This is a genomic window from Halorussus sp. AFM4 (assembly GCF_051194995.1).
In the GTDB taxonomy this organism is placed as follows: Archaea; Halobacteriota; Halobacteria; order Halobacteriales; family Haladaptataceae; genus Halorussus.
Window position 1 is genome coordinate 901,355 of the sequence record NZ_JBNTJT010000001.1, and the last position, 25,389, is coordinate 926,743.

Annotated in this window: 23 protein-coding genes; 11 read left to right on the forward strand and 12 right to left on the reverse strand. The window is 70.5% G+C overall.

Going from position 1 to position 25,389, the window contains the following annotated elements; genetic code table 11:
* Positions 1 to 86: 86 nt before the first annotated feature.
* Positions 87 to 1,067 (forward strand): ribose 1,5-bisphosphate isomerase, encoded by a 981-nt coding sequence (locus ACQUQF_RS04710; protein ID WP_435176271.1) that lies wholly within the window; start codon positions 87 to 89, stop codon positions 1,065 to 1,067.
* A 92-nt stretch (positions 1,068 to 1,159) separates the two neighbouring features.
* The gene (locus tag ACQUQF_RS04715) at positions 1,160 to 1,348 is read left to right on the forward strand and encodes a hypothetical protein (RefSeq protein WP_435176274.1); all 189 of its coding nucleotides are present in this window, start codon (positions 1,160 to 1,162) and stop codon (positions 1,346 to 1,348) included.
* A gap of 96 nt (positions 1,349 to 1,444) precedes the next feature.
* Here ACQUQF_RS04715 and ACQUQF_RS04720 read toward each other — a convergent pair whose 3' ends face one another.
* The 5 genes from ACQUQF_RS04720 to ACQUQF_RS04740 all read right to left on the reverse strand — a co-directional run bounded on the left by ACQUQF_RS04720 (position 1,445) and on the right by ACQUQF_RS04740 (position 6,809).
* A complete protein-coding gene (locus ACQUQF_RS04720; protein ID WP_435176277.1) occupies positions 1,445 to 2,230 on the reverse strand; it encodes an ABC transporter permease in 786 nt (261 codons plus the stop codon).
* Complete coding sequence (locus ACQUQF_RS04725) at positions 2,227 to 3,219, reverse strand: ATP-binding cassette domain-containing protein (RefSeq protein WP_435176280.1); 993 nt, start codon at positions 3,217 to 3,219, stop codon at positions 2,227 to 2,229. The genes ACQUQF_RS04720 and ACQUQF_RS04725 overlap by 4 nt, the downstream gene beginning before the upstream one ends.
* Before the next feature lie 114 nt (positions 3,220 to 3,333).
* Positions 3,334 to 4,161: a DUF2270 domain-containing protein gene (locus ACQUQF_RS04730; RefSeq protein ID WP_435176283.1), complete on the reverse strand. Its 828-nt coding sequence runs from the start codon at positions 4,159 to 4,161 to the stop codon at positions 3,334 to 3,336.
* Between the two features lie 261 nt (positions 4,162 to 4,422).
* Positions 4,423 to 5,238, reverse strand: coding sequence for an IclR family transcriptional regulator (locus tag ACQUQF_RS04735; RefSeq protein ID WP_435176285.1), 816 nt, complete (start codon positions 5,236 to 5,238; stop codon positions 4,423 to 4,425).
* Positions 5,239 to 5,558: 320 nt separating this feature from the next.
* Positions 5,559 to 6,809: a Zn-dependent hydrolase gene (locus ACQUQF_RS04740; RefSeq protein WP_435176288.1), complete on the reverse strand. Its 1,251-nt coding sequence runs from the start codon at positions 6,807 to 6,809 to the stop codon at positions 5,559 to 5,561.
* 293 nt (positions 6,810 to 7,102) lie between these two features.
* On the opposite strand from ACQUQF_RS04740, the gene ACQUQF_RS04745 reads away from it, so the two are divergent.
* The 4 genes from ACQUQF_RS04745 to ACQUQF_RS04760 are packed head-to-tail and all read left to right on the forward strand — an operon-like array spanning position 7,103 to position 12,874.
* Positions 7,103 to 8,752 carry an ABC transporter substrate-binding protein gene (locus ACQUQF_RS04745; RefSeq protein ID WP_435176291.1) on the forward strand — a complete coding sequence of 550 codons (1,650 nt, stop codon included), beginning with the start codon at positions 7,103 to 7,105 and terminating at the stop codon, positions 8,750 to 8,752.
* 24 nt (positions 8,753 to 8,776) lie between these two features.
* Positions 8,777 to 9,736: an ABC transporter permease gene (locus tag ACQUQF_RS04750; RefSeq protein ID WP_435176294.1), complete on the forward strand. Its 960-nt coding sequence runs from the start codon at positions 8,777 to 8,779 to the stop codon at positions 9,734 to 9,736.
* The gene (locus tag ACQUQF_RS04755; RefSeq protein WP_435176297.1) at positions 9,736 to 10,641 is read left to right on the forward strand and encodes an ABC transporter permease; all 906 of its coding nucleotides are present in this window, start codon (positions 9,736 to 9,738) and stop codon (positions 10,639 to 10,641) included. The genes ACQUQF_RS04750 and ACQUQF_RS04755 overlap by 1 nt, the downstream gene beginning before the upstream one ends.
* A 55-nt stretch (positions 10,642 to 10,696) precedes the next feature.
* Positions 10,697 to 12,874: a dipeptide ABC transporter ATP-binding protein gene (locus ACQUQF_RS04760; RefSeq protein WP_435176299.1), complete on the forward strand. Its 2,178-nt coding sequence runs from the start codon at positions 10,697 to 10,699 to the stop codon at positions 12,872 to 12,874.
* A 50-nt stretch (positions 12,875 to 12,924) separates the two neighbouring features.
* Here ACQUQF_RS04760 and nucS read toward each other — a convergent pair whose 3' ends face one another.
* The 3 genes from nucS to ACQUQF_RS04775 all read right to left on the reverse strand — a co-directional run bounded on the left by nucS (position 12,925) and on the right by ACQUQF_RS04775 (position 15,699).
* Positions 12,925 to 13,713 carry an endonuclease NucS gene (gene nucS / locus ACQUQF_RS04765; protein WP_435176301.1) on the reverse strand — a complete coding sequence of 263 codons (789 nt, stop codon included), beginning with the start codon at positions 13,711 to 13,713 and terminating at the stop codon, positions 12,925 to 12,927.
* Positions 13,714 to 14,028: 315 nt separating this feature from the next.
* Entirely contained in the window at positions 14,029 to 15,039 is a 1,011-nt protein-coding gene (locus tag ACQUQF_RS04770; protein ID WP_435176303.1) for a hypothetical protein, read from the reverse strand.
* A gap of 129 nt (positions 15,040 to 15,168) precedes the next feature.
* Positions 15,169 to 15,699: an AAA family ATPase gene (locus ACQUQF_RS04775; protein ID WP_435176305.1), complete on the reverse strand. Its 531-nt coding sequence runs from the start codon at positions 15,697 to 15,699 to the stop codon at positions 15,169 to 15,171.
* Between the two features lie 213 nt (positions 15,700 to 15,912).
* Between ACQUQF_RS04775 and ACQUQF_RS04780 the strand changes: the two genes are divergently transcribed.
* Together ACQUQF_RS04780 and ACQUQF_RS04785 are read left to right on the forward strand one after the other, a co-directional pair.
* Entirely contained in the window at positions 15,913 to 16,836 is a 924-nt protein-coding gene (locus tag ACQUQF_RS04780) for a glycosyltransferase family 2 protein (RefSeq protein ID WP_435176307.1), read from the forward strand.
* Between the two features lie 84 nt (positions 16,837 to 16,920).
* Positions 16,921 to 18,153 carry a M20 family metallopeptidase gene (locus ACQUQF_RS04785; RefSeq protein ID WP_435176309.1) on the forward strand — a complete coding sequence of 411 codons (1,233 nt, stop codon included), beginning with the start codon at positions 16,921 to 16,923 and terminating at the stop codon, positions 18,151 to 18,153.
* Here the strand turns inward: ACQUQF_RS04785 and ACQUQF_RS04790 are convergent.
* Entirely contained in the window at positions 18,150 to 18,869 is a 720-nt protein-coding gene (locus ACQUQF_RS04790; RefSeq protein WP_435176311.1) for a hypothetical protein, read from the reverse strand. The two genes, ACQUQF_RS04785 and ACQUQF_RS04790, sit on opposite strands and share 4 nt — an antisense overlap.
* A 71-nt stretch (positions 18,870 to 18,940) precedes the next feature.
* The gene (locus ACQUQF_RS04795) at positions 18,941 to 19,735 is read right to left on the reverse strand and encodes a hypothetical protein (protein WP_435176313.1); all 795 of its coding nucleotides are present in this window, start codon (positions 19,733 to 19,735) and stop codon (positions 18,941 to 18,943) included.
* A 579-nt stretch (positions 19,736 to 20,314) separates the two neighbouring features.
* On the opposite strand from ACQUQF_RS04795, the gene ACQUQF_RS04800 reads away from it, so the two are divergent.
* Positions 20,315 to 21,391, forward strand: coding sequence for a hypothetical protein (locus ACQUQF_RS04800; protein WP_435176315.1), 1,077 nt, complete (start codon positions 20,315 to 20,317; stop codon positions 21,389 to 21,391).
* Between the two features lie 5 nt (positions 21,392 to 21,396).
* Positions 21,397 to 22,032: a PH domain-containing protein gene (locus tag ACQUQF_RS04805; RefSeq protein ID WP_435176317.1), complete on the forward strand. Its 636-nt coding sequence runs from the start codon at positions 21,397 to 21,399 to the stop codon at positions 22,030 to 22,032.
* Positions 22,033 to 22,077: 45 nt separating this feature from the next.
* On the opposite strand, the gene ACQUQF_RS04810 is transcribed toward ACQUQF_RS04805, so the two are convergent.
* Together ACQUQF_RS04810 and ACQUQF_RS04815 are read right to left on the reverse strand one after the other, a co-directional pair.
* Positions 22,078 to 22,716: an SDR family oxidoreductase gene (locus ACQUQF_RS04810; RefSeq protein ID WP_435176319.1), complete on the reverse strand. Its 639-nt coding sequence runs from the start codon at positions 22,714 to 22,716 to the stop codon at positions 22,078 to 22,080.
* A 125-nt stretch (positions 22,717 to 22,841) separates the two neighbouring features.
* Positions 22,842 to 23,612: an SIMPL domain-containing protein gene (locus ACQUQF_RS04815; RefSeq protein WP_435176320.1), complete on the reverse strand. Its 771-nt coding sequence runs from the start codon at positions 23,610 to 23,612 to the stop codon at positions 22,842 to 22,844.
* A 186-nt stretch (positions 23,613 to 23,798) separates the two neighbouring features.
* Here ACQUQF_RS04815 and ACQUQF_RS04820 point away from each other — a divergent pair, with 186 nt between their 5' ends.
* Entirely contained in the window at positions 23,799 to 25,388 is a 1,590-nt protein-coding gene (locus ACQUQF_RS04820) for a bacterio-opsin activator domain-containing protein (protein WP_435176322.1), read from the forward strand.
* Position 25,389 lies beyond the last annotated feature (1 nt).

A 25,389-nucleotide genomic window follows, 5' to 3' on the forward strand; every position in this document is an offset into this window, starting at 1 on the left:
CGTCTCGGCGAGCGACGGGGCGCGTCGGCCGACGACCGTCGCGGGGACCCGTTCGCTTTTGCCGCCCTGGCCCGTACGTCGCGGCAATGAGCCGGACCGACCCCGACCTGCACGAGAGCGTCGAGGAGGCGGCCGCCGACATCGCCAGCATGGAGATCCGGGGCGCGGCGACCATCGCCGACGCCGCGGCCGCGGCCCTCGCCGCCCAGGCCGAGGACAGCGCCGCCGCCGACCCCGAGGCGTTCCGGGCGCAGATGCGGGCGGCCGCCCGCCGCCTCCGGGAGACCAGACCGACCGCCGTCAGCCTGCCGAACGCGCTGCGGTACGTCCTCCGCGGGATGGAAGGGACCACGGTCGACGAGCTCCGCGAGAGCGTCGTCGAGAGCGCCGCGGAGTTCCGCCGGGAGCTCGACCAGGCCCAGGCCAACCTCGGGCGCATCGGCGCGAACCGCCTGCGGGACGGCGACACCGTGATGACCCACTGCCACTCGACCGACGCGCTCTCCTGCGTCGAGCAGGCCCTCGACCAGGGCAAGGAGATCTCGGCCATCGTCAAGGAGACCCGGCCGCGCAAGCAGGGCCACATCACCGCCCGCCAGCTCCGGGAGTGGGACGTGCCCGTGACGCTGGTCGTGGACAACGCGGCCCGGCGGTACCTCGACGACGCCGACCACGTGCTGGTCGGGGCCGACTCCATCGCGGCCGACGGCTCGGTCATCAACAAGGTCGGCACCTCGGGGATGGCCGTCAACGCCCGCGAGCGCGGCGTCCCAATCATGGTCGCGGCCCAGACCCTGAAGCTCCACCCCGACACGATGACCGGCCACACCGTCGAGATCGAGATGCGCGACGAGCGCGAGGTGCTGACCGCCGAGGAGGAGGCCGAGATCAACGGCGACGCCGACGCCGACGGGCTGACCGTCGAGAACCCCGCGTTCGACGTCACCCCGCCGCGGTACGTCGACGCCATCGTGACCGAGCGCGGCCAGTTCCCGCCCGAGAGCATCGTGACGCTGATGCGCGAGCTGTTCGGCGACCAGCAGGGCGGCGAGCCCTGGGAGGAGTAGCCCCTCCACGCGTTCACACACCCCACCAATCCGCCCGCCGTCCCCGACATTCGGCCGTTCCATTCTTCGGTGTCAGTCGGCTAGGTGACCACGTGCTCGGACAAGACACCTCTGAGAAGCGGTCGCACGTCGGACGGAACTCGATCGTCGACGACCTCCTGCAGAACGAGAACAGCACCACCACCGACGCCGAGTGCGAACTGTGCGAGTCGACGACGGTAACGCAGAGGGAGTACGGCATCCGGGTCTGTCAGTCCTGCAAGCGGACCTACCTCCCCTGACCGCGCGGCGCCTCCGAACCGGCCGCCCGGACCGATCTGGGCCCAGGAGAAGTTGAGACGTCTCCCGGCAGCCCTCCTCTAAATCGCTGCCTACCGTCAGTCGGTCAGCCCGTAGCCGCGCTTGAACAGCGCGACGTCGAGCGCGAGGATCGCCGCGGTCAGCGCCGAGAGCACCGCCAGCGACCACTCGGGGTCGACCTCCGAGACGCCGAGGAAGCCGTACCGGACGCCGTTGACCATGTACACCATCGGGTTCAGCATCGACAGCTCCTGGTACGGCGAGGGGAGCTCGCGGACCGCGTAGAACACCCCGCCGAAGAACACCAGCGGGCGGACGATGAACTGGTTCATCATCGTGAGGTTGTCCCAGTCGTCGGCCCACAGCCCGCCGACCACGCCGAAGCTCGAGAACAGCAGCGTGATGACCAGCGCGAACGCGACCAGGTAGAGGGGTCTGGCGACCCCGACAGGGGTGAAGAACGCGCCGATGACCGCGATGAGGCTCCCGACGAGCACGCCCCGGGTCGCGCCCGCGACGATGTAGGCGACGACCATCCGGGAGTAGGACATCGGCGAGGTCAGCGTCTCCTCGATGTAGTCGTTCCAGCGCCCGTGGAAGATGGAGAACGAGGCGTTCTCGAAGGCGTTGGAGATGGCGCCCAGCACGACCAGGCCGGGCAGGATGAACAGGATGTACGGGATGGGGTCGCCGCCCAGCGACACGCCGCCCACGCGGTCGCCGAGGATGACCCCGAACACCGAGAAGTACAGCACGTTGGTGACGAACGGCGGGACGAAGGTGTTGCGGGGCCGCCGGAGGAACCGCAGGATCTCGCGCCGGACGAGGGTCTTGAAGCCGGTGAGACCGGAGGCGAGGCTCACTGTCGCTCACCCCCGTCGGTCGCCGGCACCGCCTCGGTCGACTGCCCGCTGCCGCCCTCGCGGGTCATGTCGACGAACACCTCCTCGAGCGAGGTCCGGGAGATGTCGAAGTCGACGATCTCGTGGCCGGCGCGGTCGAGCGCCCGCACCAGGTCGGGCGCGACCAGCCCGCCCTGCGTGGCGGTGACGACCAGCTGGTCGCCGTCGAGCTCGACGCGCTCGACCCGGCCCTCGCGCTCGCCGGCCGACAGCGTCGGCAGGTCGGGCACGGTCGCGGGCGCGTCCCGGAGCGTGACCCGGATCTTGTCCGGCCCGCGGTCCATCAGCTCCTCGGGGGTCGCCACCGTGAGCAGGTCGCCCGAGTCGAGGATGGCCACCTCGTCGCAGAGCCGCTCGGCCTCCTCGATGTAGTGGGTGGTGAGCAGGATGGTGGTGCCCGACTCGTTGAGCTCGGTGATGAGGTCCCAGAGGTCGTGGCGGAGCTGGACGTCGACGCCCGCGGTGGGCTCGTCGAGGATGAGGAGGTCGGGGTCGGTGATGAGCGCCCGCGCCAGCATGAACCGGCGCTTCATCCCGCCCGACAGCCAGTTGAACCGGGTGTCGCGCTTCTCGTAGATGCCGACCTTCCGCAGCACCTCGTCGGCGTGCTCGCGGGCCTCGTCGGCCGGGATGCCGTGGTAGCCGGCCTTGTGCTCCAGCACCTCCCGGATGGGGAAGAAGTGGTCGACGTTGAACTCCTGGGGCGCGAGCCCGATGGCGTCGCGGGCCTCGCGGTAGTCGGCCTCGACGTCGTGGCCGAACACCTCGGCCCGGCCGCCGGTCCGCCGGACCAGCCCCACGAGGATGTTGATGAACGTGGTCTTGCCGGCCCCGTTCGGCCCCAGCAGCCCGAAGAAGCTCCCCTCGGGCACCGACAGCGACACTCCGTCCAGCGCCTGGACCCCGTCGTAGCGCTTCCGGAGGTCCTCGACTTCGATGGCGGCGGTCATCGGCGAATCGTAGGGAAGTCGGAGCGAAAAGGGCGTTGATGCGCGGTAGCCGCTGCCGGTACTGGGCCGGGCGTCGACCCGGCGGGCCGAACGACCGCGACCGCCGGCCGGAGGTCACCGCGACCGCCGGAGGTCCTCGGTCCGGAGCTCGTCGCGGGCGTGCCAGGTCCGGGGCCGGAGCGCGACCGCGAGCGCGACGAGGTACCCCGCGACCACCACCGCGGTCACCGCGACGCCCGGGATCTCGCCGATGGCGGCGCTCGCCGGCCACGCCAGCGGGTCGAACGCGAGGACCCGGATGACCCACGCCGCGAGCAGCACCGTGAACAGCGGGAGGTACACCCGGCGGAGCCGGTGGGCCAGCGCCTCCTCGGCGGTGATCTTGATGGTGGGCGTCCGGTAGTCGTCGGCGAGGTCGGCCCGCCAGTCCCCGTCGACCGGCCCCGTCGAGGGGTCGAGCCCGTAGGCCCAGACGTTCTCCTGGAGCGTCCGGACCCGCGAGCGCCACACGTCGTAGGCCCGGTAGCGCCGGGCCTCGACGACGAGGAAGAGGCAGACCGCGGCCGCGCCGACCAGCAGGACGTAGTGGGGGTTGCCCGCGCTGGAGAACGCCCACGTCAGCACGCCGGCCATCACGAGGACCGCCCAGTTGGTGGTCCGGTCGAGCCGCTCGCGCCAGAGCTTCATCCGGTGGATCTCGCCCCGGTAGAGGTGGGCCAGCGCCGAGCTCGGCCCCATCTCGGCGTCGAGCAGGCCGCGGCCGACCTCGGGGTCGGCCGGCGGGTCGTCGCCGGCCGCCCGGTTCGGCGCCTCCGCGTTCGCCGGCGAATCCGTGGCCGGCGAATCTGCGGCCGCCGCCGAGTCGTCGGACGCCTCCACGTCCGGGTCCAGGGGGTTCGTCGATTCGAGTGTCGCAGCGCCGTCTGAATCGTCGTCGCTCATCCTGCCGACCCTCCGCGGCGCAGATAGTCTTGTGCATTCATCCCTATACTACACTAACAACTCGCCGTTGAAGTATTTCACTACGCGTGCTCGTCCGGTGCTGGCTCGCATTTGACGCGATCGAACTGCGAGTGACTTGGGGAGTCCGCGTACGCAAGCCGGACGTCGACACGCCGTACGAGAAGCGAGTCAGGCGAAATCTAGAGGAACGAGCAAGACGAGGTTCGGGCAAACAGGCCAGTGCGAGTCCGGGAAGACGGGTCAGGCGAAGTCCGGGAGGTCGTCGTCGGTCTCGGCCATGTTGATGTTGACCTCGATGACGTTGGCGGCGTTGGTCACCTTCTCGACGATGGTGTCGTGGTAGTCGGGGTCGTTCATCCGCCGGAGCGGGCCGGAGACGCTGAGCGCGCCCAGGACGTCGCCCTCCCGGTCGCGGATGGGCGCGCCGATGGCCTGCAGCCCCTCGATCTCCTCCTCGTCGTTGTACGCGTAGCCCCGCTCCCGGACGTCGTCGAGTTCCGCGAACAGCGCCTCGCGGTCGGTGATGGTGTTTTCGGTCTTCCGGGCGAGCCCGTAGCGGTCGATGATCTCCTCGACGCGCTCGCGGGGCATGAACGCCAGCATCGACTTACCGGTCGCCGAGAAGTGGAGGTAGTCGGGCTTCTGGAGCTTGCTCGTCTGGTAGTCGCTCCCGACCGCCTTCTCGCCCTTCACCTTGTAGAGGTTGACGCTGAGCCCGTGCTGGACGGTCGCGAGGTGGGCGTACTCGCCGGTCTCCTCGGCGAGCCGCTCGATCTCGGCCTTGCCGGTCTCGTAGAGGGTGTTCTGGTTGCGCACGTACTCGCCGAGCATCAGGAACTGGAGCGACAGCGAGTAGGTGTTGCCCTCCTTGACCACGAGCCGCTGGTCCTCGAGGGTCATGAGGTAGTTGTACGCCGCGCTCTTGGAGACGTCGAGGTGGTCCGCGACCTCCGTGACGGTGGCCCCGTCGAGCTCCTCCAGCGCGCGGACGACCTGGAGCGCGCGCGAGACCGTCTGCAGGATGCGCGGCGACTCCCCCGAACTCTCCTCGGTCATGGCTGTCCGTATCCGCTGGAAGTTCATAGGTGTTCTCGTATCGTGAACCCGCCGAACGACGGCGTGAGCCCGATGGCCGGCGGTCCGCCGGTATCCGAGTTCCCCATTGAGGGAGGGGGCGTTTCGACGATTTCCAGTAATTCGGCCGGAAGGACAACTATCGCGTCCGGCTGCGACGCGATTCCGGAGAGGTGTCGAGCGACGGCCGTTGCGTTTCCATTTCCTGCAACCGCCCGGTCGCGATGGGCCGGGGCCGACCGTCCGAACGAGAGTCGCGAGGTCGTCCAGCTACGCACCCCGGTTCGCGGCGCGGAGTCGACCTACTCGGTGGCCAGCCGCGCCATCGCGCCGGCGAGCACCCGGGTCGCGGCCGCGCAGTCCTCCCAGTCGGTCCACTCCCGGGGGTTGTGCGAGATGCCGTCCTCGGAGGGCGCGAACAGCAGCGCGGCGTCGGTGACGTTCGCGACGTGCATCGTGTCGTGGGCCGCCCCGGAGTGGAGGTCGAGCGTCTCGATGCCCGCCGCCGCGCCCGCCTCGTGGAGCGCGTCGCGGCAGCGCTCGCTCATCGGCGCGGGTTCGCGGTCCCACGGCCGGTCGAGGCTCGTCTCGACGCCGCGCTCGGCCTCGAGCCGGGCGAGGCTGTCGCGGGCCTCGTCGACGATGCGGTCGACCGACGCGTGGCGCACGTCCCGCACGTCGACGGTCAGTTCGACCGCGTCGGCGATGACGTTGGGCGCGTTCGGCCGGACGTCGAGCTTGCCGACGGTGGCGACCGCGGTGTCGCTCTCCTCGGCGACGACGTCGTTCGCGGCCGACTCCACGTCGAGCACGAACTCGCTGGCGGCCGCCAGCGAGTCGCAGCGCTCGTCCATCGCGGTCGACCCGGCGTGGTTGGCCTCGCCCCGGATCTCGACGTCGCACCGCGAGAGGCCGGTGATGGTGGTCACGACGCCCGCCGGCGCCCCCGCCCGTTCGAGTCGCTCGGCCTGCTCGACGTGGAGCTCGAACCAGGCGCGCCAGTCGCCGGCGTCGACCCGGCCCTCGCCCCGGGCGTCGATGCCGTCGAGCGCGGTCTCGAGGGTGACGCCGTCGTCGTCCTCGATGGCGAGCGCCTCCTCGACGGCCAGGTCGCCCGCCGCCACGCTCGACCCGACGAGGCCGCCGTCGAACCGCTGGCCCTCCTCCTCGGTGAACGAGACGACCTCGACCGGCCGGGCGGGCTCGACGCCCGCGTCCCGCATGGCCCGGACCGCTTCGAGGGCGGCGTAGACGCCGAGCGGACCGTCGAAGATGCCGCCCTCGGGCACCGAGTCGAGGTGGCTGCCGGCCGCGACCGGCGCGGCGTCCGGGTCGGCGCTCGCGGGCGTCCACCGGCCGACGACGTTGCCCACCGCGTCGACCCGCACGTCGAGCCCCGCGTCGCGGAGCCGCTCCGTCAGGTACTCGCGGGCCCGGCGGTCGGCCTCGGTGCCCGTCAGCACGGTCCGTCCCCTGCCCTCCTCGACCGGTACCGCTCCGAACTCGGCGTTGGCCTCGATGTCGTCGCGGAGCCGCGTCGTCCGTACGTCCATGGTTGACGCGCCTCAGTTTCACCGACCGCTACTTGATTGTTTCTCACTACCGGGGTTTCCATTCTCGACGAACGCCCGAGACCCCCGAATTCGGGGGGTTCGATCAACTCGGGTCGCTCGTTTATATACTGCGACGGAGATCGTGGTCGGATTCCGGCGTCGGCCGGCCGAGCTCCCGTTCACATTTCGACAAATGTTTGCTAGAGATAGGGTATCAGGAAAAGACGAAGGATTAACTGGAGAATAAGTTGAGTTCCAGAAGTTTTATGACGCACAACCCTGAACCACTGTCTATGCCAAGAGATAGCAATGAAAGCGACGGGAGCGACTCCGGGGTGCCGCTCGGTCGGCGGCAGTTCGTCGGCGCGGTCGGGGCGTCGGTGCCGCTGGCGCTCGCCGGGTGTACGAGCGGCGGCGACTCGGAGGGGAGCAAGAACAGTTCCACCGCCGCGAGCGGGGGCGACGCGAGCTCCCAGTCCGACGGCAGCGGCGGGTCGCCCAAGTCCGGCGGGACGCTCCAGTGGGGCGGGGCGGTCCCGGTCCAGGGCCTCGACCCGCACCTCGACAGCTCGGCGGCGTCCAAGCGGGTCCTCGAGAACATCTACGAGGAGCTGGTCCAGCTCCAGCCCGACTACTCGCTGAAGCCCCACCTCGCGAAGACGCTGAAGAAGCAGGAGAACAACACGCTGCTGTCGATGGAGCTCCACCAGGGCGTGAAGTTCCACGACGGCACCGAGATGACCGCCGAAGACGTGATGGCGAGCTACCAGCGCGTCGCGAACGGCGACTACCTCGCCAGCGGGTTCTTCAAGTTCGTCGAGAACATGACGGCGCCCGGCAAGTACAAGTTCGAGATCAAGCTCAAGGAGCCGTTCGCGCCGTTCATCGCCAAGATGGCGACCGCTGAGCTCGCCATCATGCCGAAGAAGGAGGCCCAGAAGAAGAAGATCGGCGAGCCCGTCGGCACCGGTCCGTACCGGTTCGAGAGCCGCGAGATCGAGTCGTCGTTCACGATGACGAAGTTCGAGGACTACTGGGACGCCGGCGACGGCGGCCCCTACCTCGACAAGATCGTCAAGAGCGAGATCACCGACCCGAGCGTCCGGCTCCAGTCGTTCCAGGCGGGCGACTACGACTTCATCAACGGCGTCGCGCCCAAGGACGTCAACACGGTCAAGAACATGCCGAACGCTCGGTTCGAGAAGCAGTTCCCGAAGTCGCTGGTCTACCTCGGGATGAACTGCAACCGGAAGCCGTTCGACGACAAGCACGCCCGGCTGGCGCTCGACTTCGCGCTCGACAAGCAGAAGATCATGCAGGCGGCGCTGTACGGCACCGGCCAGACCACGGCGACGCCCGCGACCCCCGGCAGTCCGTGGGTCAACAAGGACGTCCAGCCCCGGCCGCGGAACAAGCAGAAGGCCAAGCAGCACCTGAAGAAGGCCGGCAAGCCGGACGGCTACAAGGCGACGTTCAAGATCCCCCAGTCGTACCCGGCGCAGGTCCAGGCCGCGAAGGTCATCTCCGACCAGGCCAGCGACGTGGGCATCCAGCTCGACATCCAGAAGATCACCTGGAACAGCTGGCTCTCGGACGTCTACTCCAAGCAGAACTTCCAGGCGACCACGAGCTCGTACCTCGCGCTGTGGTACCCGGACGTCTCGTTCTACAAGTTCCTCCACCCGGAGGGCGCGTTCTTCTTCACGGGCTGGACGAACGACGAGTACAACAAGCTGGTCGAGGAGGCCCGCCACATGTACGACCAGCAGAAGCGCGCCGAGAAGTACCACAAGGCGACCGAGATCCTCCACCGCGAGCGGGCCGGCCACCTCTTCCTCTGGTGGCAGGCCAACCTCTTCGGCGCCAAGAACCAGTACAAGGGCGACATCGGCGCGCCCGACGGCTCGACGCTGCGCTTCCAGAACAACTGGCTCGAGAACTGACGGCCGCCGGTCTCTCTCCTACCAATGTCGATGTACAACTACGTGGCTCGGCGGGTGGCGTTCATGGCGGTGACGCTGTTCCTCGTGACGGTCATCGCGTTCGGGGTCACCAACATCCTCCCCGGGAACGTCGCGCTGCTCATCCTCGGACCGAACGCCTCCCCCGAGTCGATACAGGCGCTGAAAGCACAGATGGGTCTCAATCAACCGCTCTACCTCCAGTACGTCGACTGGGTCCTCGGACTGCTCCAGGGCGACATGGGCACGTCGCTCCGGTACGAGGAGCCGGTCGTCTCGCTCATCATGGAGAAGCTCCCCCGGTCGCTGCTGCTGGCGTTCGCCGCCACGTTCGTCGCGGTCTCGCTGTCGATCCCGCTCGGGGTCTACTCGGCGGTCCACCAGAACGAGCCCGCGGACGTGGCCACCTCGCTGTTCGCGTTCGTCGGCATCTCGCTGCCCATCTTCCTCTGGGGGCTGGTGTCGATCCTGGTGTTCGCGGTCTGGCTCGACCTCCTGCCGACCGGCGGCTACGTCTCGCCGATAAAGTCGCCGGTCGGCGCGCTGAAGCACCTCGTACTGCCGGCGGCGTCGATGGGGTTCGCGCTGACGGCGTACATCATGCGGATGACCCGGTCGTCGATGCTCGAGGTGCTCAGCGAGGAGTACGTCAAGCTGGCCCGCGCGAAGGGGATGACCCAGCGGGTCGTGGTGCTGCGCCACGCGCTGCGCAACGCCATCATCCCGGTCATCACGGTCGTCGCGTTCCAGTTCAGCTACGCCTTCGGCGGGGTCGTCGTCCTCGAGAAGGTGTTCTACTGGCCGGGCATCGGCCAGCTCACGCTGACCGCCATCCAGAGCCGCGACATCCCCCTGATACAGGGGTGCATCATCGTCGTCGCGCTGATATACATGGCCTCGAACTTCGCCGCCGACCTGCTGTACGCCTACTTCGACCCGCGCATCCGCTACGGGGGTGAGGAGTGATGTCGGCCGAACCCGGGAACGCGCTCCGCGCCCGGCTGTCGATCTCCGACGCCCGGCGCGAGCGCATCTCGACGTTCGTCCGGAAGTTCCGGAACAACACCAAGGCGATGGTCGGGCTCGTCATCGTGGTGACGCTGGTGCTGGTCGCGATCTTCGCCCCGGTCATCGCGCCGTACTCCATCTCGACGACCGACATCAGCGAGCGGACCGAGGCGCCGTCGCTCGAACACCCGTTCGGGACCGACGAGCTCGGCCGCGACATCTTCAGCCGGGTCGTGATGGGGAGCCGCATCTCGCTGTACGTCGGCTTCGGCGCCATCGGGGCGGCGCTGGCGGTCGGGACGCTCATCGGGGTGGTCGCGGGCTACTTCGGCGGCCTCACCGACGAGGTCCTGATGCGCGTGATGGACGCCGCGATGGCGTTCCCGCCGGTGCTGCTGGCGCTGACCCTGATGGTGGTGCTCGGCCCGGAGCTCCGGAACGTCATCCTGGCGCTGGCGTTCGTCTACACGCCGTACATCGCCAGGGTCGCCCGGAGCGCGGCGCTGACCGAGCGCAACGAGGCGTACGTCGAGGCCGCGGTCGCCCGCGGCGAGTCCGACACCCGGATCGTCTTCGGCGAGGTGCTGCCCAACTGCGCCGCGCCGCTGCTGGTCCAGGGGTCGCTCAACATCTCGTTCGCCATCCTGGCCGAGGCGAGCCTCTCGTTCCTCGGGCTGGGCGCACAGCCACCGACGCCGTCGTGGGGGCTCATCATCGACACGGGCCGCGGGTTCATCGAGACCGCCCCGTGGATGATCGTCTTTCCCGGCCTGGCCATCGGCATCACCGTCATCGGGTTCAACATGCTCGGCGACGGCCTGCGGGACGTCCTCGACCCGAAGGTCGACACGGAGGAACGATGAACGGAAACGCGACGAGAGCAAGTAGACTGACGAGCGAATCGCGGAGGGCGAACTCATGAGCACGCACACGCCGACCGACCGGGACGCACCGACCGACCAGGACTCGGCCGCGGTCGCCTCGGCCGCCGACGGGGACGACCGCCTGCTCGACGTCCGGAACCTCCGCACGGAGTTCCGGACCGGCGAGGGGACGGTCGTCGCCGCGAACGACGTCTCGTTCGCGCTCGACCGCGGCGAGACGATGGGCATCGTCGGCGAGTCGGGGGCCGGCAAGAGCGTCACCGCCCGCTCCATCATGCGGCTCATCGACTCGCCCGGCGAGATCACCGGCGGGCGGGTGCTGTTCGAGGGCCGGGACCTGCTGGAGCTGACCGAGGCCGAGATGCAGGGCGTCCGGGGCAAGGACATCGCGCTCATCCCCCAGGACCCGATGTCCTCGCTCAACCCCGTGCTGACGGTGGGTTCCCAGATCGTCGAGACCATCCAGCACCACCAGGGGCTCGGTGAGGAGCAGGCCCGGAAGCGGGCCATCGAGGCGATGCGGGAGGTCGGCATCCCCGACGCCGAGTCGCGCATCGACGACTACCCCCACGAGTTCTCGGGCGGGATGCGCCAGCGCGTGCTGCTTGCCATCGGGCTGTCGTGCGAGCCCGACCTCATCATCGCCGACGAGCCCACCACCGCGCTCGACGTGACGACCCAGGCCAAGATCCTCGACCTCCTGAACGAGCTCCAGGAGGAGATGGGGATGGCGGTGCTGATCATCACCCACAACCTCGGCGTGGTGGCCCAGACCTGCGACCACGTCGGCGTGATGTACGCGGGCAACCTGGTCGAGACCGCCGAGCTCGACGACCTGTTCGCCGACCCCCAGCACCCCTACACCCGGGCGCTCATCGACTCGATCCCGGAGGTCGACGCCGACTACGACGAGCTGCCGACCCTCGACGGTGCGATGCCCGACCTGACCGACCTCCCCGAGGGCTGTAACTTCGCGCCGCGGTGTCCCCACGCGACCGAGGCGTGTCGCACCGGCGGGGACCCGGAGCTCGAACCGGTCCCCGGGACGAACTCGCGGGCCGCGTGCGTCCACGCCGCGGAGCTCGACCTCTCGGAGAGCGACGTCCGCGAGGCCGGCGAGGGCCGGGCGGACGTCGACCGCAGCGGCGAGCCCCTCTTCGAGGTCCGGGACCTGAAGAAGCACTTCAGCGCGGGCGACGGGGTGCTCGGCAACCTCAGCCTCTCGTTCGACGGCGGGCTGCCGTCGGTCGAGCGCGAGTACGTCAGGGCGGTCGACGGCGTGAGCTTCGACATCTACGAGGGCGAGACGCTCGGGCTGGTCGGCGAGTCCGGCTGCGGGAAATCGACGGTCGCCCGGACCGCGCTCAACCTGCTCGAACCCACCGACGGCGAGGTCTACTTCGAGGGCGAGCCGGTCCACGAGATGGGGAGCTCGGACGTCCGGAGCCTCCGCCGGGAGATGCAGATGGTGTTCCAGGACCCCCAGAGCTCGCTCAACCCCCGCAAGACCGTCGGCCAGATCGTCGGCCGGGCGATGGAGAAGCACGGCATCGCCACCGGCGAGGAGAAGGACGAGCGGGTGCGGGACCTGCTGGAGCGGGTCGGCCTCTCCCGGGACGCGGCCCAGCGGTACCCCCACGAGTTCTCGGGCGGCCAGCAGCAGCGGGTCGCCATCGCCCACGCGCTGGCGGTCGAGCCGAAGCTCATCGTCTGCGACGAGCCGGTCTCCGCGCTCGACGTCTCGGTCCAGGCCCAGATCCTCAACCTGCTCAACGACATCCAGGCCGAGCGGGGCATCTCGTTCCTGTTCATCTCGCACAACATCGGCGTGGTCCGCCACATCTGCGACCGCGTGGCGGTGATGTACCTGGGCACCATCGCCGAGATCGGCACGGTCGAGCAGGTGTTCGGCCCGCCGTACCACCCCTACACCGAGAGCCTGCTGTCGGCGGTGCCCCACGCCGACCCCGACCGGGAGACCGACCGCATCCTGCTGGAGGGGTCGGTGCCGAGCCCCATCGACCCGCCGTCGGGCTGTCGGTTCCACACCCGCTGCCCGAAGAAGATCGGCGAGGTGTGCGAGCGGGAGGTCCCGGCGCTGGAGGAGAAACAGGCCGGGACCGGCCACGAGATCTCGTGTCACCTCTCGGTCGAGGAGATGAGCGAGCGCGACTTCGAGGCCGAGTCCGAAACCGCGGCCCGCGGCGACTGACCCGGGCGGCTCCCGACCGACTCACGGCCGGTATTTCGGGCGGCTGACCCTCAGAAGTCGGTCAGCTTCGCCTCGGTCGCGCCCTTCGCGTCGGTGTCGAACTGCGCGAGCTCCACGAACTCCAGCCCGTTGTCCCGGAGCGCCCGCTCGACGCGCTCGGAGGCCGAGGGCGCGACGAGCATCCCCCGCACCTCGTCGTTCCCGGCGGTTACACCGCCTTCCCGAGGCGAAGCCTCGCGCTCTTCGTACAGCGAGACGTACCGCTGGAGCTGGTCGAAGTGGTTCAGGGTCGCCTGGATGCGCTTGACCTCCACGACGACCGGGGTTCCCTCGGCGTCGCGCGCGAAGAAGTCGATGAACCCGTACTTGCTCTCGCGCTCGTGCTCGACGATGCGCAGCCCCTCCTCTAACACCTCGGGGTTGGCCTCGATGTACTCGTGCATCTCGGCCTCCGTACCGGATTCCTCGTAGGTCGCGCCGTCGGTGGCGTCGAAGCGGGTGAGGCCGTAGGCGTCCAGAATCCGCGCCTCGACGCGCTCGCTGGGGTTGGTCCGGCGGGCGAGCAGGACCGCCTCGCCGTCGCTGGTGCGGGCGGAGACGCTGCCGCCGCCGGGCATCCAGTTGACGGGCCTGTGGCCGGTCGGCTGGTGGACCAGGAACGTCCCGTCGGGCTTGGCGACCAGCACGCGGTCGCCCGGGCCGAGGTAGCCCGAGGTCCGGCCGTCGTACTCCACCTCGCAGCGGGCCTGCACGGTCAGCATCGCGCCGTCCCGAAACGCCGCCTTTGCCTCGGCGACGAGGGCGTCGGGGTCGGGCGCGTCGAGTTGCTCGGCGACCATCGGTCGTTGCGGGGTGGTCAGCACCGGAGCAAAAAGGTAGCGGATTCGGGGACGGGGTTTCGTGGTCGGAGCGAGAGTCGGAACGAAGGGCGAAATCGGCTGAGAGAACGGGAGTGTAAGGGAGACGTAGCAGTTAGCTGCCGTCACATATGTACCGCACTGCGAGGGCCTCACGCCTCCCCAGCCGCCTGCGCGTCTCGGTCGCTTCGCTCCTCCCTGCGATGCTCGTCCATCGCACGCCTGGCACGGTCACGAGGACCGCGCCAGCGCGCGCCGGGTAGATTATCGGGGGACGCCGACGAGTCGAGAACTCGCCTACCCGTCGGTGACGAACGGACTCAGGAGGGGCATCCGGCTGACGATGGTCGAGACCCGGATGACGTACGACAGCAGCAGGGCGATGGGGGCGAACGCGACGGCGCCGACCGCGCCGTAGAGGACCGGCATCGCGCCCGCGGCGACGGTCACGCCCTGGCCCACCGTGTAGACCAGCATCGCCGCGGAGGTCACCGCCAGCGAGGGGACCCCGACGTAGAGCAGCAGCCGCGAGAGCTCGGCGAGCTCCTTCTGCATGTAGAGGGTCTGGATGTACTGGCGGGCGATGTTGAACCCCCGCAGCAGCTCCTCGATGTCGTCGAGCGCCCGGACGGTCTCGTCGGAGAGCGTCGCGGCGTACTGGTTGCGCAGCCGGCGGGTCGCGTTGAGCTGCCACGCCGAGCGGTAGAACAGCATCGCGACGAGCACGTCGAAGTCGCCCATCTGTGACTCCGCGAGCGCCGCGTCCACCGACTCGGTCTCCTCGTCCACGGACCGCGCGAACTGTGCGAGTTCCCGCCGGAGGGCCCGGTCGTCCGTGTGGTCCACCGCCTCCTCGACGGCGGTCGCGCGGTCGTCGATGGTCTGGACGACCACCCGGAGGAGCTCGAGCGGGTCCGAGGGGCCGACGCGCACGCCGACCATCGACTCGAGGTCGCGCCGGAACTGCTTGATGCCCTCGTTGCGCTCGCGGAGCGTGTGGGGCTTGCCGAACTCCCGGGAGAGCACCAGCTGGTTGATGGTGATGACGATGGAGATGAGGGTGAAGTTACCGGCGACGAAGACGCTCAACAGCAGGACCGAGGAGTCCTCGTTGGTGACGACGATGACCCCGGCCCGGGCGAGCCCGACGAACCAGACGAAGACCCCGGCGACGACCAGCGAGGCCAGCACCAGCCTGTCGGCGTCGAACACGACCCAGCGACCGAGCGAGGACTCGGCGGGGAGCCGGAACTCGTACTCGTCGTCGGGGACGTCCTCGGACGGTAGCTCGGTCCCGGCCTGTCGCATACCGGAGTCTCGGTCGAATCCGACTTAAGCGACGGGGCGGATCGACGTCCGCCGGGGTTCCGACCCACTCCCGGGGTTGCGACGCTCGGCCGGGCCTCGATCGCCCGTTGGGAATCCGGACGCCCCGGCTCACTCGAAGGCGGCGTCGACCTGCCTGGCGGTCGCCTCCCGCCCCTCGGAGTTGTCGACCGTCACGTGGTCGGTCGCGACGGCGTCGAACTGCTCGCGGTACAGCCGGTGGACCTCGTAGTCGGCGTCGCTCTCGTCGCCCTCGCGGCGGGCGATGCGCTCGCGGACCACGTCCTCGGCGCACTCGACCTTGACCAGCCGGAACGCCGCGCCCAGCGCCTCCGAGAGCGCCGCGGCCCGCTCGCGGTCGACGGCGTCCTTGAACGTCCCGTCGAGCACGACGCTGCGGCCCGCCTCGACGGTCTCGCGCGCGCGGTCGAACAGCTCCCGGTAGACCATCCGGGACTCCTCCTCGGTGTAGTCGGGGTCGGTCAGGATCTCCTTGCGGACCACGTCGGTCCGGAGCAGCCGACCGTCGAGCCGGTCGGCGACGTCCTCGGCGACGGTGGTCTTGCCGACGCCTGGCAGCCCGCAGACCACGACCAGCCGGGGCGTCTCGCCCCGCCGGTCGAGGGCGTCGGTCTCAGCCACGGTGACCACCGACCGCCACTGGATGCGGTGTCGCGCGGGTCATCTCAGTTACTGTACTCCACGAAGTCGACTCTTTATCAAAGTGTGGAAACGGCGTCGGTCGGCCCCGGCCCGACCGCCCGGACCGGGCCGCCCGCGGTCGGATCGGCGCCACCGACTCCCGGGCGCCGCCACCGCGACTTTCCGGTCCGGCGCCGTACGGAGGCGTCACCCATGGCGCCCCACTCCGACTCGGACGGCCTCGTCTCGGTCGTCGTCCCGACCCACTACCGCAACGACCGGCTCCGCCAGGCGCTCGACAGCGTCACCGCCCAGGAGTACGACCCGATAGAGGTGCTCGTCGTCGACGGCTCGGACGACGAGCACGCCCGACCGGTCGTCGCCGAGTACGACGAGGCCCGGTACGTCCGCCAGCGCCGCGACGAGGGGCCCCAGGCCGCCCGCAGCATCGGCGCGGAGGCGTCCGACGGGGAGTACGTCCAGTTCCTGGACGACGACGACCGGCTCGCCCCGACCAAGATCGCCAAGCAGGTGGCCCTGCTCGAGGACGCGGAGCGGGTCGGCGTCGCCTACTGCGGCATGCGCGACGAGGCCCGCGGCGAGATCCTCCCGAACCCGGTCGTCCGCGGCGACGTCATCCGGCGCGCGCTGGAGATGCGGACGTTCCCGTGCATCAACTCCACGATGCTGATCGACCGCGAGGTGCTCGCGCGGGCCCTCCCGCTCCGGCACCGCCACGGCGCCGACGACACGGGGCTGAAGGTCGACCTCGCGCTCCAGACCGCGTTCGACTTCGTGGCCGAGCCGCTGGTGGTCCGGGGACGGCCCGGCGACTCGCTGTCGGAGTCGTGGGGCTACCTCGATGGGCGAATGGAGGTGATCGCCACGTACGACCGGCTCTACCGACAGTTCCCCGACAGCGTCAGGCGGCGCGCGCTCCGGGAGACCCACTACCAGGCCGGCCGGAAGCTGCTGGCCGAGCGGGGCTGGTCGCCCCGCGCCACCGCGCAGTTCGCCCGCTCGGCGCGCCGGACGCCCGACGACCGCGCCTACCACCTCGCGGCCGCGCTCGGGTCGCTGGCGGGGCGGCCGGGCCTGGCGGCGGTCGACCGGCTGTTCGGCCGCGACGGGGTCTGAGCCGAGGGGTCGAGCTACCAGGTGGCCGGGGCGACACCACCGGGAGTACTATCGCACTGGGGTCCGAAGCGCCGCCTGTTACCGATGACCGCTACACGCGACGAACTCGCCGACCTCGCGGCCGACCTGGTCGCCGTCCCGACAGAGAACCCGCCAGGCGACGAGCGGGCCGGCGCCGAGTTCGTCGTCGACTGGTTCGACGAGCGCGGCGTCGAGGCCCGGCTGGTCGAGGAGCCCGACCCGGACCGCGCCCAGGCGGTCGCCTGGGTCGGGGAGGACCCGAAGAGCGCAGCGTCCGACCCCGACGCCACCACCCTGGTCCTCAACGGCCACCTCGACGTGGTGCCGGCGGGCGACCGCGCGGAGTGGACCTACGGCCCGTTCGCGGGGACCGTCGAGGACGGCCGGCTCTACGGCCGGGGCAGCGCCGACATGAAGACCAACCTCGCGGCCGCGATGCTGACGCTCCGGGACCTCGCGCCCGCGTTCGAGGCCGGCGACCTCGACGGGTCGCTGGTCTTCCACGCCGCGATGGGCGAGGAGACCGGCGACCCCGGCACCCGGACGCTTGTCGAGGCGGGCTACGGCGGCGACTGCGCGGTGGTGCTGGAGCCGACCGACTTCCGGGTCGGGACTAGCGCGAAGGGCGTGGTCACCTACCGGGTCGGCGTCTCCGGGGCGTCCTCCCACGCGAGTCGGCCCGACCAGGGCACCAACGCCATCGACGCCGCCCGCCCCATTCTCGACGCCGTCGACGACTACGACGCACAGCTCCGCAAGCGCGAGGACCCGCTGGTCGGCCGGGCCTACGCGACCGTGACCGAGTTCGAGGCCGGCACCGACTCCAACATGGCGGTGGTGCCCGGCCGAGCCGAGTTCCTGCTCGACCGGCGCATCCTGCCCGACGAGGACATCGACGCGGTCCGAGAGGAGGTCGAGGACCTGCTCGCGGCCGCGGAGCGCGAGGCGGACGTCGAGACCGACCTGACCCGAGTCATGCACTACGCCTCGGCCGGCATCCCGGCCGACCACCCGCTGGCCGAGCGGTTCCGGACCCTCTCCGCGGCGCGGGCCGACGCGCCGGCCGAGCCGTGGGGGCTGGAGGCCGCGACCGACGCCCGGGAGTTCGTCGCGGCCGGCACTCCGGCGATCATCTGGGGCCCCGGCGAGCTCGCGCAGGCCCACACCGCCGACGAGCACGTCGACCTCGGCGACGCCGCGCTCGGCCTGGAGATCCTCCAGGAGGCGGCCAGCGAGATTCTGTCCGGGGAATCCGAGGACGTGCCCGAGAAGGAACCGTTGCCGGACGACGCCTAGAGCGAGACGCCGTCGAGGCTCGCGTCGAGGTCGTCGACGTACTCGTTGAACGCCTCCACGAACGCCGGGACGTGCTCGGCGAGGTTCCGCACGTCGGGGGCCGAGGGCGGCTGGTACTGCGAGAGCAGGTAGATGCCGCCCTCGCCGCCGACCCGGAGGTACGACGCCTCGCCGCCCTCCCACTTGAGCTCCCACCGGTCGCCCGCGACCCGCGCCGCGAACGACCCGTAGTCGCCGCCCTCGTAGCGGTACAGCTGGTGGGACATCTCGTTGGCGACGTCCCGAATCCGGCCGAGGATGCGCTCGCGCTGGGCCACGACCGACTCGGTCGAGGCGACGTCGGGGAACTCGGTCGGCGCGTCGTCGAGCACGCCGTCGAGCGACCGGACGTGGCGGTTGAACGCCGCGACGAACGCGTCGTAGTCCTCGAGGGCCGCGTCGAGCGCCTCGGGGTCCGGCGGCTGCTTGGTCGAGACGACGTAGGTGTCGGTCCGGCCGCCGTCGAACCGGAGGTACTGGAGGTCGCCGGCCTCGTACTTGACCGTCCACTCGCCGTCGTCCGTCTCGAAGGTGCGCTCGCCGTAGTCGCCGCCCTGGAGGAGCGCGAGCTCCCGGGCGATCTCCCCGGCGTGCTCGCGGACCTGCGCGACCACCTCGTCGCGGCGCGCGGCGGGGTCCGCGGCCGACGCGACCGGGAAGTCGAACTGCTCGGTCATTGTCGTCGGGAGGGACGCAGGGGGTAAAAGGGGTGCGACATCCCGGTTCGGCGGCGGTCGGCGCGGCCGGCTCACCGATCCAACGTGGCCGGGTCCACCCGCGAGAGCCGCCTGACGAACCGCTCCTCGCCGGGGAACGCGAAGACGGTCGCGTCCACGTCGGGCTCGACGAGGCGGAAGCGGGCCGTCAGGTACAGGCCGACGTCGGCGTCCGAGAAGATGCGGTGCAGCAGCGTCAGCTCCGGGTTCTGGACCGCCGTCGGCGCGCCGGTGTCGAAGGGCGTGTCGAACACGGTCGCCCACTCGTCGACGAAGCCGTTGGCGACCACGTTGCAGAGCTCGGTCAGCGCGTCCCGACCCATGGGCGTCGAGACCGCCGCCGCGGCGTCGTCGACGGCGCGTTCGAGCATGAGCGACGCCGCGCGGTTGGCGCTCTTGACCGGGAACAGCACCAGCACGTCGCCGGCGAAGGGGGACCGGACGGGGACGCGCGCCCCGGCGCGGTCGGCCGCGCCGAACCGCGAGAGCACAGTCGCGGCGCCGGCGTAGTCGACCTTGACCTGCTCGGTCTCGACCGTCACGTCGTCCGCGGAGACCCGGTCCAGGCGGGCCTCGACGCCCTCGACGCCGACGTCGCCGAGCCAGTTGAGGACCGCCAGCGTCTCGACCGGGATCAGGAGCCGCCCGTCGTCGGTCACGCGGCGGTCGGGGTCGACCGGCGCCGCGGGCTCGAACCCGTCGTCGGCAGCGCGGGAGTCGACGTCGTCGGGGTCGGCGTCGTCGGTGTTGGCAGCGTCGGCATCGGCGTCGTCGGCATCGGCACCGGGGTCCGCGTCGGGGCCGAACGGACCGTCGCCCCGGATCATGGTGCGGCCGCGAGACCGCGGGCGTCCGTCCGGCGTGCGCGCCGTCCGGGGAAGCGCGGGGTCGGTGGCCGGCACGGCGACGCCAATTTCCGACGCGGCGGTCGGCGATGCGGAGAGACCAGGTCGTTCGCGGACGGTCGGCGGCGCGCGGAGAGTCGGTGACGTCGGGGGAGTACGCCCGTGGCAGTCGCCATTGGTGTTCGTTCGAGGATGCTACTGATGGCATAAAACGTTGTTCGCCGACCTGCCCGCTCGCCAACACGTCGGCGCCGGCTGTCCGGGTTCCGCGGGCGGGCCGACCGTCGGCGAACGCTCCCGGCCGGCGGACGGGGCGACCCCCATACCAGACGGGCGCAGGTCGCCCGTCCCTGGCGGACAGGGCATCCGCGTCCGTCCTGTCGGTACCTGCTCCGCCCCAGACGGAACACCGGGTTCAGAGGTCGGAAGCGCGCCCGGGAGACCCGATGACGGTTCGTAGCCGAGCCGCCGGGAGTTCCAGTAAGTTTTGCAACCTATCCGCCTTTCCGATAGATATTTATGGCGATTCTGATACCATCGGGACAGTATTGGTCAGAACGCATGAATCACAAGCGACGTGAAATCTGCCGAACGGTCGGAGTCGGACTGGGAACGGGCGCGCTGACCGCCTCGGCGTCGGGCGCCGCGGCCGTCGACCTGCGGCGGGGCGACGACTCGGCGGCCGCTCGGGACGCGGGCGCGCTCTCGGCGGGCGCGGACCTCCGGATAAAGTCGGCCACTCTCCCGGACGAGATCGTGCTCGGCGAGACGTTCTCGGCGGGCGCTGTCATCGAGAACGTCGGCGACGAGTCGGTGACGACGGAGGTCAGCTACACCTTCGACCGCGGAACGATAGCGAGCGTCGAGAAGACGTTCGAACCGGGGTCGGAGGTCATGGCTCAACTGCCGCACATGAAGTCGGAGTGGCTCGAACGCGAGGCCGACGTCGAGGCCGGCACCTACAAGAACGGCATCGGGGTGGCGGCCGGGCCTCGCGAGTCCGCACAGGTGACGGTGGTCGAGCCGTCGGACACGACCACCGCGTCCTCGGGCGACGACGGGCCGCTCGAGATAACGTCGGTCGACCTCCCCGACACCATCCGACCGGGGGTCTCGTACAATCCCGCGGTGCAGATCCGGAACACGGGCGAGGAGTCGGTGAGCCTGCGGGGCTCGTACAAGTTCGACGGCGAGATGGTGATGGAGTCGATGTCCGAGACCGTCGGTCCGGGCGGGACCGAGACGTTCAGCTTCCCGGACCTCACCCTCGAGATGATCGAGACGAGCGTCGGGTCCGTCGAGGACGGCGAACACACCCACAGCATGGGCAAGACCGGCGGGCCGCGGGCGTCCGAGACGGTCGTCGTCGGGGCGGACGCGACCGCGACCGCCGATTCCGGGTCCGACCAGTCGACCGGCGGGACGGACTCCCGGACGGAGCGGTCGACCGCGACGCCCGCGGAGTCGGCCGGGCTGAGCGCCGAGGGGAGCAGCTCGGGGGACTCGCGGCGGCGGTCGCGCGGGTTCTTCTCGAACGACGGGGACGCGCCGGCGTTCCTCGGGGACGTGTTCAACCTCACGTTCGCGGGGTTCCTGCTGTCGGTCGGCGGAATCGTCCACCAGATGCTCAAGGGGTGACAGTCATGGCACGAGGACTACCGGCCGTCTGGAGCACGCTCGTCGGACTCCCGTTCGTCGCGACCGGCGCGTACGTCGCACTCGGGAACACGAACGTCCCGTCGAACGTCGGGATTCCGACCGCGGTGTTCGGGCTGTTCATCGTCGTCGTCGGAATCTACATCCACGTCGTCGCGACCCCGGACCCGCCCACGATGCGGGAGGGCGAGGAGGTCGTCGACAGCCGCCACCCCGCCCAGCGGGCCGCGCTCGCCAAGATACTCGTCGGGTTCGCCGGCCTCGCGGTCACGGGGTACCTGCTGTTCTTCACCTTCGTCCCGTACGTCTACCCGACAGTCGCGTTCGCCGTCGGCCTCTACCTGTTCTCCACCGGGCTGTACACCTACTGGACGAACACGCTGACGACCTACTACGTGACGACCGACCGGCTCATCAAGGAGTACCGGTTCGTCTCGCTGGTGCGCCAGGAGCTCCCGTTCGAGAAGGTCCGCGGCGTCGAGGAGCGCCGCTCCATCTGGGAGGCGCTGGTCGGCCTCGGCAACGTCCGGGTCGCGTCCGGCGGCGGCGGGACGCTCGAGATCGTCGTCCGGAACGTCTACTCGCCGACGCGGTTCTCCGACGAGATCAGGGACCTGCTCTGACCCGGCGGGGACCGCGACGGCGGTCTCGCTTCTCGCTCACCTGATTCACCCTTGGTTCAGCGGGTCGGCCAGCGCGTCCTCGATGGGCTCGTCGCCCGAGAGGACCTCGAACGTGAGTCCGTAGGTGGGCTCCATCTCCAGGGCGGCGACGAGCACCTCGGCGACGTCCTCGCGCGGGATGTCGTCGCTCTTCCGGTCGAGGTCCGCCCCGGTGCGGACGCGGCCGGTGCCGGGCTCGTCGGTCAGCGCGCCCGGCCGGACGATGGTGTCGGTCAGGCTGCTCTCGCGGAGCCGCTCGTCGGCCGCCGCCTTCGCCTCAAGGTACGGCCGGAGCTCCGCGGGGCTGTCCCCGGGCGAGTCGGCGTTGATGGAACTGAGCATCACGAACCGGTCGGCGCCCTCGCGTTCTGCGGTCTCGATGATGTTGACGGCGCCGTCGCGGTCGACGCCCTCCACGTCCTCGCCGCCCGAGCCCGCGGCGAACACGACGGCGTCACAGCCCTCCACTGCGTGCGTGACGTCCTCGGTCAGGTCGGCCAGGACCGGCTCGGCGCCCAGCTCCTCGACGTCGGTGGTCTGTGCCTCGTCGCGGACCATCCCGCGGACCTCGTGGTCGGTCTGGGCCAGCATCGCGGTGACGTGCTGGCCGACCTGCCCGTGGGAACCGGCTACGAGTACGTGCATGCAGTACGCGAAGGGCTCGCGGTCGCAAGAGGCTTGTGACCGGACGGACGGCGGTGCCGCGGGACCAACTTCTCGATACGGGAGGGTTCGAAAAAGCGCGAACGAGCTCCGGTGCGGTGCGCCGGTCAGGCGCTGGTGGCGTTGTAGACGACCACCGCGTCGGCGGTGACGGTCACCGACCCGCTCTCGAAGGAGGTGGGCGCGCCGTTCCCGCCGGCGCTGGCGGCCGCGTAGTCGAGCGCCTGCCGGGTCACCGGGGAGGTCGAGACGTCCACCGTCTTGACGGTGTGGACGCCCGCGAGTTCGAGCCCGGTCCCGTTCGCGGCCACGGCCGCCTTGCCCCGGGCGTTCTCGACGGCCCGGGCCAGCGCCCGCTCGCGCAGGTCGTTCCGGGTCTCCTGCGTGATGGTGAACTGTACGTTCTCGACGCGGGTCGCGCCGTTCTCGACCGCGGTGACGACGATCTCGCCGGCGCGGTCGGTCTCGTTGACCGTCACGACGAACGCGTGCTGGCCCCGGAACCTGGGTTCGGCCGAGTTCTCCTCGTGGCGGTAGTTCTGGCCGATGTCGTACCGGGCCGACGTGACCTGGTCGGCGCCGAGCCCCGCCTGTTCGAGGGCGCTCCGGAGCCGCGAGGCGTTCTCGGCGAGGCGCCGCCGGACGGTCTCGACCGAGTCGGCCCGGGCCGTGACCGCGACCCGGACGACCGCCCGGTCGGGCGCGGTCTGGACCTGGCCGGTGGCCGCGACCTGGATCGTCTTGCCGGCGCCGGCGTCGCCCGCCGGCCGGTCGCCGCCCGACTGCGGGGAGGCGTTCGTACTGAGCGAGCCGAATCCCGCGCAGCCTGCCGTCACGGTCAGCAGTGCGAGCGCGAGCGCGGCGAGTTTCCGTTGCATACGCGCTGTCTTTGTTCCGGTCGGAAGAAAGCTGTACCGTAGAGTGAAAGAAGCGTTTGAGCAACCGCCCTCGGGCGCGACCGGTCGAACGGCGCCGCGCGGGCGACTCCGGGACGAGGGTTTCCGCGCACGCTCCGGCGGCGCCGTCGGGGAGCACTTACAACTCGGCGGTCCCTCGGTCCGGACATGGCCGGGACTGAGGGAGAGCCCGAGGTCGACTTCGAGCTCAAGGAGCGCGCGATGGACGAGGCCCCGGTCGGGATCACCATCTCCGACCCCGACCGCGAGGACAACCCGCTCATCTACGCCAACGAGGCGTTCGAGCGGCTGACCGGCTACCCCCGCGAGGAGATCGTGGGCCGGAACTGCCGGTTCCTCCAGGGCGAGGAGTCGGACCCCGAGGCCGTCGCGGCGATGGCCGAGGCGGTCGCCGCCGAGGAGGCGGTGACGGTCGAACTGGTGAACTACCGGGCCGACGGCGAGGCGTTCTGGAACGAGGTCACCGTCGCGCCGGTCCGGGACGAGGACGGGGCGGTCACCAACTTCGTCGGGTTCCAGAACGACGTCACGGCCCGCAAGGAGGCGGAGTTCGAGGTCGAGCGCCGCAAGCGGGACCTCGAACACCTCGTGGGTCGCATCAACGGACTGCTGAAGGACGTCACCGAGACGCTGATGCGCTCGACCTCGCGGGCGGAGGACGCTCGGGGCGTGACCGAGCGCGTGGCCGCGGCCGACCCGTACGTCTTCGCCTGGTTCGGCGAGCTCGACCTGGTCGAGGAGACCCTCGTCCCGTCGGCGTGGGCCGGCGAGGGCGACTCGCTCGACGGCATCGTGATCGACGTCGACGCCGACGACCCCACGGCCGAGGCCTTCGACGCCCGGTCGCTCCGCACCGGCCGCGTCGACGGGACCGCCTGCGCCGACCGCGTCCCGGACGCCCGGTCGATGGCCGCGGTCCCGGTCGCGTACCGGGACGCGGTCTACGGCGTGCTGACCGTCTACTCGGACGACCCGGAGGCGTTCGACGAGCGCGAGACCGTCGTGCTCGAGGCGCTGGGCCGGACGGTCGGGACCGCCGCCAACGCCCGGGAGAGCCGCCGGGCGCTCACGGCCGACAACCCGGTCGAGCTCGAGTTCGAGGCGACCGACCGCGGGCTGTTCGCCGTCGACCTCTCGGCGCGAGCCGACTGCCGGCTCGAGTATCGAGGGTCCGTCAACCGGGAGGGCGAGGCGCTCTCGCTGTTCTTCACGACCGACGCCGCGCCCGACCGGATCGCCGAGCTTGCCGCCGACGTCCCCGAGATCGAGGCGGCGGTGCGGGTCAGCGGCGACGACGAGTCGAACCTCTTCGAGTTCCGGCTCGCCGCGGGCTCGGTGGTGGCCGACCTGGCCCAGCGGGGTGCGAAGACGCGGGCACTGGTGGCCGAGCGCGGGACCGGCCGACTCACCCTCCGGTTGCCGCCGGCGGCCGACGCTCGCGAGATCGCGGACCTGGTGCGGGAGCGGCTGCCGGACAGCGATCTCGTCGCCCACCGGGAGCGCGACCGCCCGGCGGCCACGCGCGGCGAGTTCGTCGCCGAACTGACCGACCGCCTCACCGACCGGCAGGTCGCGGCGCTCCAGAAGGCGTACTTCGGCGGCTACTACGACTCCACCCGCTCGACCACGGGCGACGAGCTGGCCGCGTCGATGGGCATCTCCCGGGCGACGTTCCACCAGCACCTCCGGGCGGCCGAGCGGAAGCTGATCGGAGCGGTCCTCGACGCGGGTGGCTGAC